The 14,782-nt window shown below is 65.6% G+C and carries 14 protein-coding genes; 9 read left to right on the plus strand and 5 right to left on the minus strand.

Annotation, left to right across the window (positions count from 1 at the left end; translation table 11 throughout):
- The first annotated feature begins 124 nt into the window (after nt 1-124).
- Genes JI664_RS07455 through JI664_RS07465 form a run of 3 tightly spaced genes read left to right on the plus strand, consistent with a single transcriptional unit; the run spans nt 125 to nt 3,607 of the window.
- Nucleotides 125-1,090: a TAXI family TRAP transporter solute-binding subunit gene (locus JI664_RS07455; RefSeq protein WP_207013097.1), complete on the plus strand. Its 966-nt coding sequence runs from the start codon at nt 125-127 to the stop codon at nt 1,088-1,090.
- A gap of 10 nt (nt 1,091-1,100) precedes the next feature.
- Complete coding sequence (locus JI664_RS07460; protein ID WP_349768695.1) at nt 1,101-1,580, plus strand: DUF1850 domain-containing protein; 480 nt, start codon at nt 1,101-1,103, stop codon at nt 1,578-1,580.
- Nucleotides 1,580-3,607 carry a TRAP transporter permease gene (locus JI664_RS07465; RefSeq protein WP_286173929.1) on the plus strand — a complete coding sequence of 676 codons (2,028 nt, stop codon included), beginning with the start codon at nt 1,580-1,582 and terminating at the stop codon, nt 3,605-3,607. The genes JI664_RS07460 and JI664_RS07465 overlap by 1 nt, the downstream gene beginning before the upstream one ends.
- Before the next feature lie 15 nt (nt 3,608-3,622).
- On the opposite strand, the gene JI664_RS07470 is transcribed toward JI664_RS07465, so the two are convergent.
- Nucleotides 3,623-4,222 (minus strand): TetR/AcrR family transcriptional regulator, encoded by a 600-nt coding sequence (locus JI664_RS07470; RefSeq protein WP_207013098.1) that lies wholly within the window; start codon nt 4,220-4,222, stop codon nt 3,623-3,625.
- A 90-nt stretch (nt 4,223-4,312) separates the two neighbouring features.
- Between JI664_RS07470 and JI664_RS07475 the strand changes: the two genes are divergently transcribed.
- Together JI664_RS07475 and JI664_RS07480 are read left to right on the plus strand one after the other, a co-directional pair.
- Complete coding sequence (locus JI664_RS07475; RefSeq protein ID WP_207013099.1) at nt 4,313-4,651, plus strand: darcynin family protein; 339 nt, start codon at nt 4,313-4,315, stop codon at nt 4,649-4,651.
- 134 nt (nt 4,652-4,785) lie between these two features.
- Complete coding sequence (locus tag JI664_RS07480) at nt 4,786-5,691, plus strand: LysR substrate-binding domain-containing protein (RefSeq protein WP_207013100.1); 906 nt, start codon at nt 4,786-4,788, stop codon at nt 5,689-5,691.
- 159 nt (nt 5,692-5,850) lie between these two features.
- Here JI664_RS07480 and JI664_RS07485 read toward each other — a convergent pair whose 3' ends face one another.
- Nucleotides 5,851-7,401, minus strand: a complete 1,551-nt coding sequence (locus tag JI664_RS07485) for a trimethylamine methyltransferase family protein (RefSeq protein WP_207013101.1) — start codon at nt 7,399-7,401, stop codon at nt 5,851-5,853.
- A gap of 270 nt (nt 7,402-7,671) precedes the next feature.
- Between JI664_RS07485 and dctP the strand changes: the two genes are divergently transcribed.
- The 4 genes from dctP to JI664_RS07505 all read left to right on the plus strand — a co-directional run bounded on the left by dctP (nt 7,672) and on the right by JI664_RS07505 (nt 11,231).
- Nucleotides 7,672-8,673: a TRAP transporter substrate-binding protein DctP gene (dctP, locus tag JI664_RS07490; RefSeq protein WP_207013102.1), complete on the plus strand. Its 1,002-nt coding sequence runs from the start codon at nt 7,672-7,674 to the stop codon at nt 8,671-8,673.
- 4 nt (nt 8,674-8,677) lie between these two features.
- Nucleotides 8,678-9,157: a TRAP transporter small permease gene (locus JI664_RS07495; protein WP_207013103.1), complete on the plus strand. Its 480-nt coding sequence runs from the start codon at nt 8,678-8,680 to the stop codon at nt 9,155-9,157.
- Entirely contained in the window at nt 9,154-10,434 is a 1,281-nt protein-coding gene (locus JI664_RS07500) for a TRAP transporter large permease (RefSeq protein ID WP_207013104.1), read from the plus strand. Before JI664_RS07495 ends, JI664_RS07500 begins: the two co-directional genes overlap by 4 nt.
- Nucleotides 10,435-10,505: 71 nt before the next feature.
- The gene (locus JI664_RS07505) at nt 10,506-11,231 is read left to right on the plus strand and encodes a TetR/AcrR family transcriptional regulator (RefSeq protein WP_207013105.1); all 726 of its coding nucleotides are present in this window, start codon (nt 10,506-10,508) and stop codon (nt 11,229-11,231) included.
- On the opposite strand, the gene JI664_RS07510 is transcribed toward JI664_RS07505, so the two are convergent.
- From JI664_RS07510 to JI664_RS07520, 3 genes are read right to left on the minus strand one after another with little or no spacing between them, the layout of a single operon-like run.
- Nucleotides 11,228-11,734, minus strand: a complete 507-nt coding sequence (locus JI664_RS07510) for a hypothetical protein (RefSeq protein WP_207013106.1) — start codon at nt 11,732-11,734, stop codon at nt 11,228-11,230. The genes JI664_RS07505 and JI664_RS07510 overlap by 4 nt on opposite strands.
- Nucleotides 11,727-14,522, minus strand: a complete 2,796-nt coding sequence (locus JI664_RS07515; RefSeq protein WP_207013107.1) for a 2Fe-2S iron-sulfur cluster-binding protein — start codon at nt 14,520-14,522, stop codon at nt 11,727-11,729. Before JI664_RS07515 ends, JI664_RS07510 begins: the two co-directional genes overlap by 8 nt.
- Nucleotides 14,519-14,782, minus strand: coding sequence for a sarcosine oxidase subunit delta (locus JI664_RS07520; protein ID WP_207013108.1), 264 nt, complete (start codon nt 14,780-14,782; stop codon nt 14,519-14,521). Before JI664_RS07520 ends, JI664_RS07515 begins: the two co-directional genes overlap by 4 nt.

Below are 14,782 nucleotides of genomic sequence, written 5' to 3' on the forward strand. Positions count from 1 at the left end.
ACCCGTTGCCTGAAAGTCAGACAATTCGCGTGGCGGAATTTTTCTGTCGCGTTTCGCAATGAACGGCTTGTCATATCGCCCCTTGGCTCTTTCTATGGGGCACATAAAAGGGAGGTAAAAACCAATGAAGCATACTCTTCACTTCGGCGTCGCCGCACTTGCCATCGCCGCTGCTGCTCCGGCCGCCGCGCAGATGCAGCTTTCGATCGCAACCGGCGGTACCGGCGGGGTCTATTACCCGATGGGCGGCGGTCTGGCCGAGATCATCAACACCCATATCGACGGCTATTCGGCGACCGCCGAAGTGACCGGCGCCTCGGTCGAGAATATGGGCCTGATCGCCACCGGCGATGCCGATCTGGCTATCGCGCTGGCCGATACGGTCGCGCAGGCGCAGACCGGAACCGGGCGGTTCGAAGGTCAGCAGCTGGAAATGGTGCGCGGGCTCGCCTCGCTCTATGCGAATATGGTGCAGATCGTGACGCTGGAAGGTTCGGGCATCGAGTCGCTGGCCGATCTGGCCGGGCATCGCGTGTCGGTCGGCGCGCCGGGTTCGGGCACCGAGGTCAACGCGCTGCAGATCCTCGAAGCCAACGGCATCACCTATGACGATATCGAGGAACAGCGCCTGAACTTCAACGAAACCGCCGATGCGCTGGCCAATGGCGATATCGATGCGGGCTTCTGGTCGGTGGGCGCACCCACCTCGTCGATCCTGAACCTTGCGACCACTCAGTCGATCCATGTGATCGAATTGTCGCCCGAGGAAATGGACGCGGCGATCGAAGCCAACCCGATCTTCGCGCGCACGACGCTGGCGGGCGGCACCTATTCGGGCGTCGATGGCGACGTGGCGGTCGTGGGCGTGCCCAATGTGCTGACCGTCTCGTCCGCGATGGACGAGGATCTGGCCTATGAGATCACCAAGGCCATGTTCGAGAACATCGCCGATCTGCAGGCCGTTCACCCGGCAGCGAACCAGACCACGATCGAGTTCACGCTCGACGCCACACCGGTTCCGCTGCATCCGGGTGCGATCCGCTATTACGAGGAAACGGGCGCCGAGGTTCCGGACCGTATGCGTCCGTGAGCCGTCTGTCGTGATCGTTTCACGCATTGGCGGCGCTGGCCTTGCTGGCGCCGCTCTTTTGACATTGGCGAGCGTGGCGCAGGGCGAAAGCCTGTGTGCCACGCGGCTTGAAGATCAGGCGCGGCTCGGTTGTCTGACAATCGAGAACGGCGCGCGCTGGAGTGTCGTCTGGAACCATTCGGTCGACGGCTACGAAGTTGAAGACATTTATGAAAATCGTGACGGGGCGATGGTCCTCGTCCGCTCGCACCTGCCCGATTTTGGCGCCGGGCTGGGACATATTCCCGGTCGCGGGCGGCAGGTTTCCGATGGGCAGGGCGGCTATTGGATCGAGGATATCGACGAGCCGGTGCCCGGTAACGCCTATGTCCTGCGCCCCGGCGCCGGGCCCGTGAACCACCGACTGCGCGCCGCCAGCGGCGAGATACCCCTCAGCACGCTGGCCGAACATGCCCGCGTTTTGATCGCGCTTTTACCGGAGACAGAGTGATGGATCAGCCCGCATCCCGCGACGACGAGACCATGCCCGATCCCGCAGCCCCCAAGGCCGCGCAGCCCGCTTTCGTGCTCAAGCTGATCGCCATCGTCGGCGTGGTGCTGTCGATCTATCAGATGGGCGTCGCAGGCGGGTTCCAGACCTCGGATTTCCTGCCCTTCGAGCTGTTTCGCACCGGGCTTTTCTTCCTGCGGCCGATCCATCTGGGCTTCATTCTGGTTCTGTGTTTCCTGATCTACCCGGTCTGGGGGCCGGATCGCAAACGCGGCATTCTGGGATGGCTGATCGACGGGCCGCTGATCGCGGGCGGGGTGCTGGTGGGCTATTGGGTGCCCGCCAATATCGACGCCATCGCCAACGCGATCTTCCCGCGCGAGATGGACGTGATCGTCAGCTGGATCACCGTTGTTCTGGTGCTCGAGGCGGCGCGGCGGGCGGTCGGTCTGGCCATGACGCTCATTGCTGCGGTGTTCCTGCTCTATGCGTTCGCGGGCAATCGGGGCGAGCTGCCATGGCTGTCGGACTGGATGCCCGGCATCCTGAACCATCGCGGCTACACGTTCGAGCGCGTCGCAAGCCAGATGACGCTGGGGGCCGAGGGGATCTTTGGCGTGCCGCTGGGCGTCGCCGCGACCTTCATCTTCGTCTTCGTGCTGTTCGGCGCGGTGCTGGAAGTGACCGGGGCGGGCAAGTTCTTCATTGATCTGGCCTATGCCACGACCGGTCGTCAGCGCGGCGGCCCGGCCAAGGCGGCGGTGCTTGCCTCGGCAGGGATGGGCTCGATCTCGGGCTCGGCAATCGCCAATGTGGTGACAACCGGGGCGTTCACGATTCCTTTGATGAAACGGCTGGGGTACCGGCCCGCTCAGGCCGGGGGGATCGAAGCCGCGGCCTCGACCGGGGGGCAGATCATGCCGCCGCTCATGGGTGCGGGCGCCTTCCTGATGAGCGAATTCACCCAGGTCCCCTATATCGAGATCGTGCTGATCTCGATCTTTCCGGCGGTTTTGTATTTCGGCGTGATCTACCTGCTGGTGCATATCGCCGCCGTGAAACAGGGGATGAAGGGCATGACGGCAGCCGAGCTGCCGCTGACACGCAAGGTGCTGGCCGAGGGCTGGCATTTCCTGTTGCCGCTTGCCGCCTTGGTGGCGCTGCTGATCGTCGGATATTCGCCCATGCGGGTGGGCTTCTATGCCGTCCTGTCGATTGTCGCCGCCGCATCGGCCCGGGCCTTGTGGAACTGGGGGGCTTCGGGCGCATCGGGGGCGCATTTCGTGGCAATGTGCCGGGTGGGGCTGGCCAACACCCTGAAAGCGCTGGAACTCGGCGCGCGCAACGCGGTGGCCGTGTCGGTGGCCTGCGCGGTGGCCGGGATCATCGTCGGCATCGTCGGGCTGACCGGGCTGGGCCTGAAATTCTCGGCCATGATGCTGGCGCTGAGCCAGGGCAATCTGCTGATCGCGCTGTTCCTCGTGGTGATCGCCAGCCTGATCCTCGGCCTCGGCCTGCCGGTGACGGCGGCCTATATCGTGCTGATCATCCTCGTGGGCCCGGCGTTGAGCAACGAATTCGGCGTGCCGATCCTGATCGCCCACCTGCTGGTCTTCTGGTATTCACAGGATTCCAACGTCACCCCCCCGGTGGCTTTGGCCGGTTTCGCAGGCGCGGCAATCGCCGGGGCGAAGCCGATGGAGACCAGCGTTCAGGCGTGGAAATTCGCCAAGGGCCTTTATCTGATCCCGCTCTTCATGGTGTTCAACGAGCCGATCATCACCGGCGGGCCGATCCCGCTGGTGCTGTGGAACGGGCTGATCGTGATCATCGCGCTGGTGGCCTTTGCCGCCGTGCTCGAAGGCTTCCTGTGGGGGCCGATGCCGGTCTGGATGCGGCTGGCGCTGATCCCCGGCGTGATCGGCATCTTCTGGCCCGCTTTCTGGGCCGAAGCGGCGGGCGCGGCGCTGATTGTCGTGCTTCTGGGCATGAACCGCCAAAGCGCGAAACAGGCAGAATTGGCGTGATGTCAGTGGGTTGGATTAACGTCTGACATTGTCGAGGTAGCCGCTGATCGCCGCGATCACGCGCTCGGCCAGATGCTCTTGCGGTAACAATCCGTCGCCCGCGGTATTGACGATGGCGCGGGCGATCAACACGGCGGTCAGGCGGTCATCGGGCGCAAGCGGTCCGAACCGCGTGGCCAGCAGATCGGCCGATAACCGGGCGATGTCTTCGGCCATGCGCGCGGCCTCGGCATCGAGGCTGAGCGATTTCTCAAGGATCTCCAGCACCGCAGCAAGGCGGGGGCGGGCGAATTGGTGGCGGATCGAGGCCGCGACCATCGCCTCCAGCGCCTGTGCAGCGCCGTGGGGGATCGCGTGCAATTCGTCCAGTAACAGCGCCCGCTCGCGCCGGATCAGCGCCACCAGCACCGCCTGCTTGTCGGGATAGTACTGATACAGCGTGCCAATGCTGACACCCGCAACCTCGGCGATGGCGTTGGTGTTCAGCGCCTCGGGCCCCGAGGCTTCCAGAATGCGAGCCGCGCCTTCGACGATTGCCGCGCAGGTCGCGATCGCACGGGACTGACGCGGGATTTTGCGAGGTTCGACAGGGGTTTGAGAAGGCGTCTGGGGCATGGCGAGACGGGGCAGGGATACGAGTAGGAAAGTCGAGTAATTGCTCGGATATCTTGAGGGACCGGGAACGACAAGAAGAAAGGCCCGCCCATGACCTTGCAACCAACCGATAACGCGCTGAGTGTTTTCATCCTCGTCCGGGCCTTGCCAGCATGGCTGGCGCTCAGCCGCCCCGAACGCCGGCGTATCGGGCAAGAGGCCGCGCCGGTCGAGCCGGGGATCGGCTTTCGCGCCTTCGATTGCGAGGCCTTTTCGGCCATGTGCTCGGATCTGTGGATGCTGGACGTCCCGTCGCCCGGCGCGCTGAACCGGGTCATCGAACGGCTGCGCGACACGCCCTTGTTCACCGCGCCGTATTTCGATCTGGTGGCAATCCTGCCCGCCATCGAGGACGGCTGGCAACGCTATGAGGCGGATCTGGCGGGATGATGGCCCACAACGCGCCGGGCCTGCGAAACGGTTTCCTGCGCGTTTCTCAGCAACCGGGCGCGCAGCAACTGGCTTCGAAGCACGGCACCTTGAAAAGGCTTGAGCTGGGAAAACCCCTCGGGTAACGCCTTTTCATGGGTTCGCTGCGCTCCGAGATTGGACAGCTTGCGCCGCTCTTCGCGCTGGAAGCTGCGGGGCGGCTGGGCAGTTTTACCCGCGCCGCGCAGGAGCTCGGCGTCACGCAGGCGGCGGTCAGCAAGCAGATCGGTGCGCGGGAGGCGCGATTGGGGCAGCTGCTGTTCCACCGTCGCCCCCGCAATGTCGAACTGACCGAGGCCGGGCGTGAGTTGTTCGACACCACCGCGATGGCGCTGGGATCGATTGCGCGCGCGATGCGTGAGGCGCAGCAACGGCCCTTCGCGCCGATCACCGTCGCGCTGTCGGTGCGGCTGTCGCAGCTGTGGCTGATGCCTCGTCTGCAGGATTTTGCCGCCAGTCATCCGGACATTGCGATCCGCGTCATTGCGCAAGACAGCCCTGAAACCGTCACCGGCGCGGATTTCACCGTGATTTTCAAGGGGCCGACGGCCGAACTCGGACCTGACTGGAGCCCGCTTTTCCCCGCCGAGATCCGCGCCATGGCGACCTCGGGTTTCGTGGCGCGGCACCCGATGCAGACGGCGGGGGATGTCTTGCGCGCGCCCCTGATCCAGTATGATGCCCCGGATCAGAGCTGGCTGACATGGCGCGACTGGGCGCGGGCGGCGGGCCTGTCGGCGGTCGATCTGCGCCCGTCGCTGTCGGTCAACCGATACGAGGATGCACTCGCCGCCGCGCTAGGCGGGCAGGGAACCCTGCTGGCGTGGTGCAGTGGCGACCGGCCTCTGATCGCCGAGGGGGCGCTGGTTGCCTTGCCGGGGCCGATCCTGCAGGCGCCGGGGGCGTTCTATCTTCGGCAGGCGGGCCATCAGCCTGGCACTGCCGAAGTGCGGGACTGGATTCAGGGGCTGGCCAGAGAGACCGGACAGCCGCTTGGATAAGGCGGCAAGCGGTCCGGCGGGACGGCACGGACGCTGAGGGGCGGGGCGCCGACGAGCTTTCCTTTAGGATCTGCCCGCTGCCGTCGGCGCAACAAGGCTGCGAAACCTGGGCCACGGACAGGCAGGTTTAACGGAACAGGCGGCACGCGTGATCGGACATCAATCCATAATCGGCGCGCCGCCCCGGGCGCGACCGGCCTCGATCAGCGGTTGCAGGCGGGCGACGCGTTCCCCGGCGCCGTCCGGCTGCTGCGCGTCGCGCACGACCTGCTGCCACAGCCCGGTGGCCCGTTCGGCCGAATTCTGGGCGCCGCTCTCGGTCCAGCTGCCGAAATTGTTCAGATCCGCGACCAGAGGATCGTAGAAAGCGCTCTGATAGCGGTCCATCGTGTGCTGCGTGGCAAAGAAATGCCCGCCCGGCGGCACCTCGGCAATGGCGTCGAAGCCGATCTCGGCCGCCGAGCCCGAGGGGCGCTGCGTCAGCTCGGCCATGCTTTGCAGCACTTCGATATCGTTGATGAATTTCTCGTAGCCGAAGGTCAGCCCGCCCTCTTGCCAGCCGGCGGAATGGACGATCAGCGTGCCATGCGCGAGCGAGGCACCCCAGAGCCCCATCGTCGTTTCCTGCGCAGCCTGCATGTCCGGCGCATTCGATGCAGCCCCCGAGGCCGTGCGCCATGGCAGGCCGATATGACGGGCCAGCTGCCCGCCACCGATCTGCATCTTCAGATGTTCGGGCGTGCCATAGGCGGGCGCACCGCTCTTCATGTAGACATTGGACGAAAAGCCGCCATAGCTGACCGGGCTGCCTGCCTTGGCCAACTGGGTCAGGGTGATCGCGGCCAAGGCCTCGGCATGTTGCAGGGTAAGGGCGCCGGCGGGGGTAATCGGGGCCATGGCCCCGGCAAGGCAGAACGGCGTGACGATGCACATCTGGCCCGCGCGGGCGAAGTCGATCAGCCCCTTGGCCATCGGGTTGTCCAGCAGGCGCGGCGAGTTGGTATTGATGACCGTACTGACCCAGACGTCGCGGGCGAAGTCGTCATCGGTCAGGTTAAGCGCGGTCTGGATCATCTCGAACCCCTCGGCCACCTGTCCGGGGCCGCGGGAATACAGGAACATCGGCTTGTCGGAATGGGTGAGCTGCGCCTCGACGGTGGCGTAGTGGCGCAGCGCGACGGGGATGTCCTGCGGCTCGACCGTCGGGCCCAGCATGTGGATCACGTCGAAGGCCTGACACAGCTTCAGCGTCTCGACGAAATCCGCCATCGAGCCGGGCCGCCTTCCGCGCTCCAGGTCCGAGGCATTGGGACAACCCGCCCCGGCCATGAAGATCATCGCGCCCTGCTCGTAGCGCTGATCGCGACGCGGGTTTGGCGCCCTGAGCGTCCAGCTTTTGGGGGCCGAGGCAATGGCGGCCTCGACGATCTCACGACCAATCAGGACCATATCATCAACCACCTTGGCCCCGGCAGAGGCATAGAGGGCGCGCGCCTCGGGCAGCAGGACCTTCATGCCCAGCTCTTCGAGCACCCTCAGGGCGGTGTCGTGCATGGCGCTGATTTCATCAGCCGAGAACATCTCTTGTGCGGGGAAGGGGTGGCATAGCTGGCGGTAGTTCGGCGTTCGCTCGGCTGTGCGGGTGGCCTCACGGTTGCGGCGTCTGCGGCGGGTCTTGCTTTCGTCGGGACGGAGGGGGGCGATTGTCATGACGGGAAGCTCCTGCTGCTGCGCCTGTCCCGGTGAGAGACCCGCCTAGGGTCGCAAGCCCTGTCACTTGCGACAAGGCTACTAAATTTCCGAATTGGCATTCCCTCAGGGAATGTCTTGGGGCGCGGCGGTTCTGGCAAATGGGGGCTTTGGCGACGCGAACCTTAGCTTCGCTGCCTGTTCGGGACGCGCCCAGAATGAAAGATGCCGTTGACAGATAGGTACACATATGTCTCGATATTGCGAGAATGTGACATCAGGGAGTCGACCATGAAATATCAAACCGTCTTTTCCGCGGCCGTCGCGGTCGGGCTTGCGATGGCACCGGGCTTTGCGCAGGCGCAATCGGTGACATTGCGACTGGCCACGGACTCGGGCGCACGAGGGTCGGCGGCTGGCGATGCCATCGAACGCTGGGCATCGCTGATCGAGGAAAACTCGGACGGGGATATCGAGGTCGACGTCTTCTTCCAGAACGAACTGGGCGGCCAGCAAGAGGTTTTCGACCTGTTTGTCGCGAATGAAGTGCAGCTGATGCTGAACTGGCCGATGACCAGCTACGACCCGCGGATCGCGGTTCTCTACACGCCCTACATGGTGGCGAGCTGGGACGAGGCGATGGAAGCCTACCGCCCGGGCGGCTGGGTGAACGGCATGCTCGGCGATATCTACAATGATATCGGCCTCGAATTCTTTGGTGCATGGCCCGAGGGTTTCAACGGCATCGCCACCCGTGGCAGCTATGCTCTGACGGTCGAGGATGCCTCGTCTCTGCGCATTCGTGTACCGCCGGTCTTCCCGATGGCGGAAACCATTCAGGCCATGGGCTATCAGACGGCGACAATTGACTGGGGCGAGGTCTTTACCGCGATCCAGACCGGCGTGGTCGATGGCGACGGGGCCAATGTCATCTACTGGGATTACGAATATTTCCGCGACACGCTGGACTATTACAACCGCACCCGCCAGCAATTCCTGACCGGCATCCTGTCGATGAACCTCGAAGCTTGGGAAGGGCTGGACGAGGCGCAGCAGACCGTCATTCGCGACGCGGCTGTCACGGTGATGGAAGAGGGCTTCGCCAACGCGCAAGGTCTTGACGAAGGCTATGTGCAGCAAGCGATCGAGGCGGGAATGGAATACATCGACCCGACGCCCGAACAACTGGCCCCGATTGCGACCGCCGTCCGCGAGACCGTCTGGCCGATGCTGGAGGAACAGGTCGGCACCGAGATCATGGACGTGATCCGCGCCAACGCGACCGAGTTCTGAGCCGATGCGCCGAAACTCTGTCGGCAAGATCCTGGCGAGCGCGCTTGATGCGCTCGCCATCCTCGCCACGCTGGCGGTGGCGGCGCTGACCTTTTTCATTGTCGTCGCCCGCTTCACCGAGATCGCCGTGGTCGGCATCTACGAGATCATCCTGCTGGCAGCGGTGCTGATGTACATGCTGGGCGCGGTGATGGCCTCGCGCAATGGCTCGCATCTGCGGGTCGACTGGCTGGATTCCCGCCTGACCAGCCCCGGCGCCCGCCGGGTCCAGCGGCTGGCCATCGCCGTGGTCAGCCTGATTACCACGGCCTTCTTCGTCTACTGGACCTACCGCATGTTCGCGTGGGGCCTTGTGCGCCCGCAGCACACGCCCGCCTATGGCATCCCTCTCTGGGTGCCGCAGGCCGCGTTCCTGATCGGCTCGGTCGGGTGCTTCCTTTGCGCACTGCGCGACACGATCAACGCCCTGAAAGGCACCGTATGACTGGCTTGTTCGCCATTCCCCTGCTGGTGGTGTTGATGGCCATCGGCGTTCCTGTCGCCTGGTCCTTCGCCGCGGTCACCGCCTTCCTTGTCTGGATCTACGATGTCGGGCTGAACACGCTGATGTTGCAGGGTTTCCGGTCGCTGAACTCGGTGATCCTGCTGGCGCTGCCCTTGTTCATCCTGACCGGATATCTGATGGAGAAGGGGGGCATCGCCCGGCGGATCGTCGATTTCACCGGCCTCGTGGCGCGGGGACGCGCGGGGATGGGGCATGCGATCATCCTGTCTTCGGCGCTGTTCGGTGCGATTGCCGGCACGGCCAGCGCCGCCGTCGCCTCGATGGGGACGATTATGGCGGGTCCGATGGCCGAACGCGGCTATCCCAAGGGCTATGTCGCGGCGCTGCTCGGCGTGTCGTCGCTTCTGGGGATCCTGATCCCGCCGTCCATCACCATGATCCTGTTCGCGGTCGTCACCCGTCAATCGGTGGCCACGCTCTTTGCCGCGACCATCGGTCCGGCGCTGCTGCTGATCGGGGGCCTGATGGTGTTCAACGCGTTCTATGTCCGGGCGCATCCTGAGATCACGCCGCCCCCCAAACCCGAAGGCGAGACCGGCCGCCGGGTTCTGGTCGCTCTGCCGGCCTTGAGCCTGCCTGTGATCATTCTTGGCGGTATCTATGGTGGCATCTTCACGCCCACCGAGGCCGCCGCCGTTGCCGCCGTCGCGGCCGGGCTTATCGGGGCCTTTGTCTACCGGGAACTGACGCCCCGGGGGTTGGGTGATGCGTTGCTGCGCACCGCCGAAATGACCGGGACGATCATCCTGATCCTGATGTTCTCGTTCCTGATCTCGCGCATCCTCTCGGCCGAGCGCATCCCGCAGGAACTGGGCGAGGCGCTGCAAGGATTTGCCGGCTCACCCCTGATGGCGATCCTGATGGTCAACGCGATCCTGATCGCGGCGGGGGCGCTGATGGACGACGTGTCCGTCACGGTCGTGGTCGCGCCGCTGTTCCTGCCGCTGATGGAGGCCGTGGGGATCTCGCCCGTGCAATACGGGGCGATCGTGGCCACCTCGGTCGTGCTGGGGGCCAATTCACCGCCGATGGCGCCGATCCTGTTCATGGCCTGCCGGGTCTGCGACGCGTCGGTTCTGGCAGCGGTGCGCCCGGCGCTGATGATCCTCGCCTTTGTCGCGCTGCCGGTGATGCTGGTCACCAGTTTCTGGTCCGATCTCTCGCTCGCCTTGCCGCGCCTGATGGGTATGCTGTAAGCGGCAGCGCCCTTTACTTGCGGGCGCAGCCACCCCACAAAGAGCGTGACAAAGCCCGGAGAGCCAGCTCAGTGACCCCTGATGACGCCACCCCGAGCTCTGGCCCGAACGCTGGCCCGAGTTCCGACCCGACCCAGCACCCTGAGCCGCGCGACCCGACCCTGACCCGAGAGGACTGGCTGGCGCTGGCGCTGAAGACGCTGGTCAAGGACGGCATCGACCGGGTGAAGATCCAGATCATGGCGCGCAAGCTCGATGTCGCGCGCTCCAGCTTCTACTGGCATTTCGGCGGGCGCGAGGATCTGCATTCGGCGATGCTGGATGAATGGCTGACCAAGAATACCGGCCCCATTTTAGAGCGCGCGATGCGTCCGGCGCCGGATGTGAACGCGGCGGTGATGAATGTCTTTGAATGCTGGGTCGATCAGCGCCTGTTCGACCCGGAACTGGATATCGCCGTGCGCCTCTGGGCGCGGCGCGATGCCAAGGTGCGGCAGGTCGTGCTGCAGGCGGATCTGACCCGGGTGAAAGCGCTGGCCGAGATGTTCCAGCGCTACGGCAATGAGCCCGAAGAGGCGCTGATCCGCGCGCGTGTGCTCTATTTCACCCAGATCGGGCATTTCACGCTGGACGATACCGAAAGCCCGGAAACCCGCGTGTCGCATGCCCCGAGCTATCTGAAGATCTTCTCGGGGGTCGAGCCTGAACAAGCCGCCTGCGCCCCGTTTATGGAGCAGGCGCTGAAGACATTGGCGGCCTCGAAACCCGGGCGGGGGCGCAAAAAGCGCGAGGGCTAGGCCCCCAGCGCTCCGCTCGCCTGCACCCAGTCAAGGGCATAGTCCAGAAGTCCGCGGTCCAGATGCAGCCGGACGTCGGCGCCGTGACGGTAGAGGACCGCGTTGATCCCCGCGAAAAGCAGCGAGGCGCTGGGACTGTTCCGGTTCAGATCCACGGCCGTGCCGCGCACCAGCAGCTCATCGGTGCGCGGACCGCCGATCTGCAGGACCGCCAGACTGCCGGTGGCGGGCGTGAGCGCATAGCTCTCCTGCGGGTTGGCTTCGGCATGTGGCAGGGTGACGCCCACTGCGAGCATCCGATGCCGGGCCAGCCGGATCGCCGCGCGCGGATCCTGCGCCTGTCCCATCAGTCCGACCGGCGCGGGCAGATCGAGGGCGGCGCAGGCCGCGTCCAGGTCGCCGCTGACCATCAGTTGCGGCACCGGGTCCAGCAGCGTGACCGTGATCCCGTCGCCGGTCAGCTGCCGGGGTTGGACGGGCCAGAATTGGGCGCGATCAAGCATCAAGGCGTTCTCCGTTCGGATCGAGGAAGCAGGGGGAGACCAGCCGCGCGCGCCGCGTCTCGCCGAGATGGTGAAGCGTGATTTCCTCACCATGACGCTGCGCGCCGCGTTCGATCAGCCCCAGTGCGACAGGCTGATCGACGCCCGCGCCGGGATAGCTGGAGGTGACGTAACCGATCGAGTGTTTCACGCCCGCCCGGGTCTCGATCCCATGCGCGCCGACCGGCAGCAGGCCCTGACCATCGGCAGGTATCAACCCGACCAGCTGGTTGCGATCGTCGCGCTGCGCTTCGGGCAGGGTCAGAGAGCGGCGACCGAGGAAATCGGCCTTCTTGCGTCTGAGCGGCGCGTCCGAGCCCAGATCCATCGGACGGGTCATGCCGTCCGTATCCTTGCCGATAACGATGAAGCCCTTTTCGGCCCGCAGGATCATCAGCGCCTCGATCCCCATGGCGCCGCCGCCTTCGTCCTTGGCCGCCGCGATTACCCGGTCCCACAGGATCGGCGCCAGATCCTGCCGGATCGACAGCTCGTAGGACCGGTCGCCGGTGAAGCTGACGCGGGTCACGCGCAGTTCGTGCCCGTCGATAGCCGTCCAGCCGGTCGCCATATGCGCAAGATCGCCCGCCTCGATCCCCGCACCCTTCAGGACCGCCAGCGCCTTCGGTCCGCTCACCGTGACCGTCGCCGTCTCGGCGGTGGCGTCATGGATCCAGATTTGCCGGTCGGGATAACGGTCCTGCCGCCATTCCTCGAGCATCGCGTGAACCGACGCCACATGCGACGAGGAACACGAGACGATGAACCGCCCCCCGTCCAGCCGCACCAGCACCCCGTCGTCATGCACGATCCCGCCCTCGGACAGCATGAAGCCATAGCGGCAGCGGCCGGGTTTGAGCGTGGACATCGTGTTGTAATAGACGAAATCGACGAACTCGGCCGCGTCGCGTCCCATCACCTCAATCTTGCCCAGCGGCGAGGCATCATAGACCCCCACCGTCTGGCGGGCGCGTTTTGCCTCGCTCTGGATCGCGCTGTCATCGGCGCCGTAATGCACGGGCCTCAGCCAGCCGCCGTATTCGCCCAGCGTGGCCCCCGCCGTGCGGTGCTGCGGTTCCAGCGCCAGACGGCGCACCGGGTTCATCCGCGACCCGCTGCGCGCACCGGCGAAGCTGGCCAGCGGCACCGGAGTGAAGGGCGGGCGATAGGTGGTGGTGCCGACTTCGGGGATCGTGCGCCCGGTCAGCGCGCCCATCAGCGCAAGGCCCTGCAGGTTCGAGGTCTTGCCCTGATCCGTAGCCATGCCCAGCGTGGTGTAGCGCTTCAGATGCTCGACCGAGACGAAATTTTCGCGCTTGGCCAGCTCGACATCCTTGACCGTCACGTCATGCTGATAGTCGATCCACACGCGTCCCTTCATGCCCGGCCTGGGCCAGGCCTCGGCCACGCGATAGGTCTGAGGCTCGGCCTGAGGGGCATGCCCCACACCCAGCGCGGCGGGAAGGGCGGCAAAGGCCTCGGCCAGAGTGAAATGCCCGGCGGCGCCCCCGACGGAGATGACAGCGCTGGTGCCCGGACGCGGCACGAAGGCCAGTTTCGCCGCATCCCAGTCCAGCTTGCCGCCCGATTGCGCGTGCAGGTGGATCGTCGGTGTGAACCCGCCTGAGACCAGCAGAGCATCGCAAGCGATGCTCTCGCCCGAGGACAGGGTGACGCCCTGTACCTGCTGGCGACCCCGCGCGGACCGGATCGTGGTTCCCTTGCGCGTGTCGATGAGCGTGGCCTCGGCCCCGGCGCTACGCAGGACACGAAGGATTTCCTCGCCGGTGTCATTATTCGCGGCGATCACCAGACGCTTGCCCGGAACGAGCGCATAGCGGCGCAGATAGGTCAGCCCGGCCTGTGCCGACAGGATGCCGGGCAGGTCATTGCGGTCGAAGGGCAGGGGGCGCTCAATGGCCCCCGCCGCCAGAACGATCCGCTGCGGACGAATACGCCAAAGCAGATCGGCCTGCCCCTCGCGCCGCTGGTTCAGGGCGATGAGCCCGTGATCGTAGACCCCGAAGGCCGTGGTGCGGGTCAGCAGCGTGACGCCCGCTTCCGCCAGCCGGTCCAGCGCCTGCGCCAGCCACGCCGCGCCTTCCATGCCGTCGATCACTGCCGCGCGCGACAAAAGGCTGCCACCCGCCCGCGTGCCGTCGTCGCAAAGGACCACGGATTGCCCGGCCTCGGCCAGCATCAGCGCGGCGGCGATACCGACCGGCCCCGCACCGACCACAACCGCGTCGCAATGGTGGTTGCGCTGCTCGCCCTGCAGGGCGTCAGGCTGCGTGGAATCGACCCGGCCCAGACCGGCCATCGCGCGGATCGAGGGCTCGAACAGGTGCCAGTTCGGACGCATGAAGGTCTTGTAGTAGAACCCGGACGGAATGAAGCGCGAAAACAGGTCCACGAACCGCGTCCGGTCCGACCTCGCGCCCGGTGCGGCCCCGCAGGCGCGCAATTCGGCGCCGTCCTGCGCGACCTCGGTCGTCACCCGCTGGTTCGGGTAGACGTGGCCCTTCAGGCGGATATCGGCGTGGATGTTCGGTTCCTCGACTCCAGCGCCAAAGATCCCGCGCGGACGGCGGTACTTAAAGCTGCGGCCCAGCACCGTTTCGCCCGAGGCCAGCAGCGCCGAGGCATAGCTGTCGCCGGCATAGCCTTGCACCTGGCGGCCGTCATAGGTGAATCGCAGGGGCTGCGTGCGGTCGATCTCGCCCCCTTGGGGCAGGCGGTAAGCGGTCATCCGTGGCTCCCCAAAGCGTGGCCCGGTTGGGCGCGCATGGTCAGCGTGTCGCGCTCCATGACGAAGACCTCCAGACAGGTGGTGTGCATCCAGATCTCGCGCGCCGTGCCTTTCGGGTTGTCGCGCAGATGGAGATAGGCCGCCCAATCGGCGGCAGAGACCGAAGCGCCGCCACCGGGGCGGTCGTTGCCGGCCTCGCCGCCGAAATGGAACTCGGTTTCCGGGCGGGGGCCGCAAAAGGGACAGGAGAAGATCTGCAT

Origin of the sequence: Rhodobacter sp. NTK016B (genome assembly GCF_017303295.1) — a bacterium.
Taxonomy (GTDB): domain Bacteria; phylum Pseudomonadota; class Alphaproteobacteria; order Rhodobacterales; family Rhodobacteraceae; genus Pararhodobacter.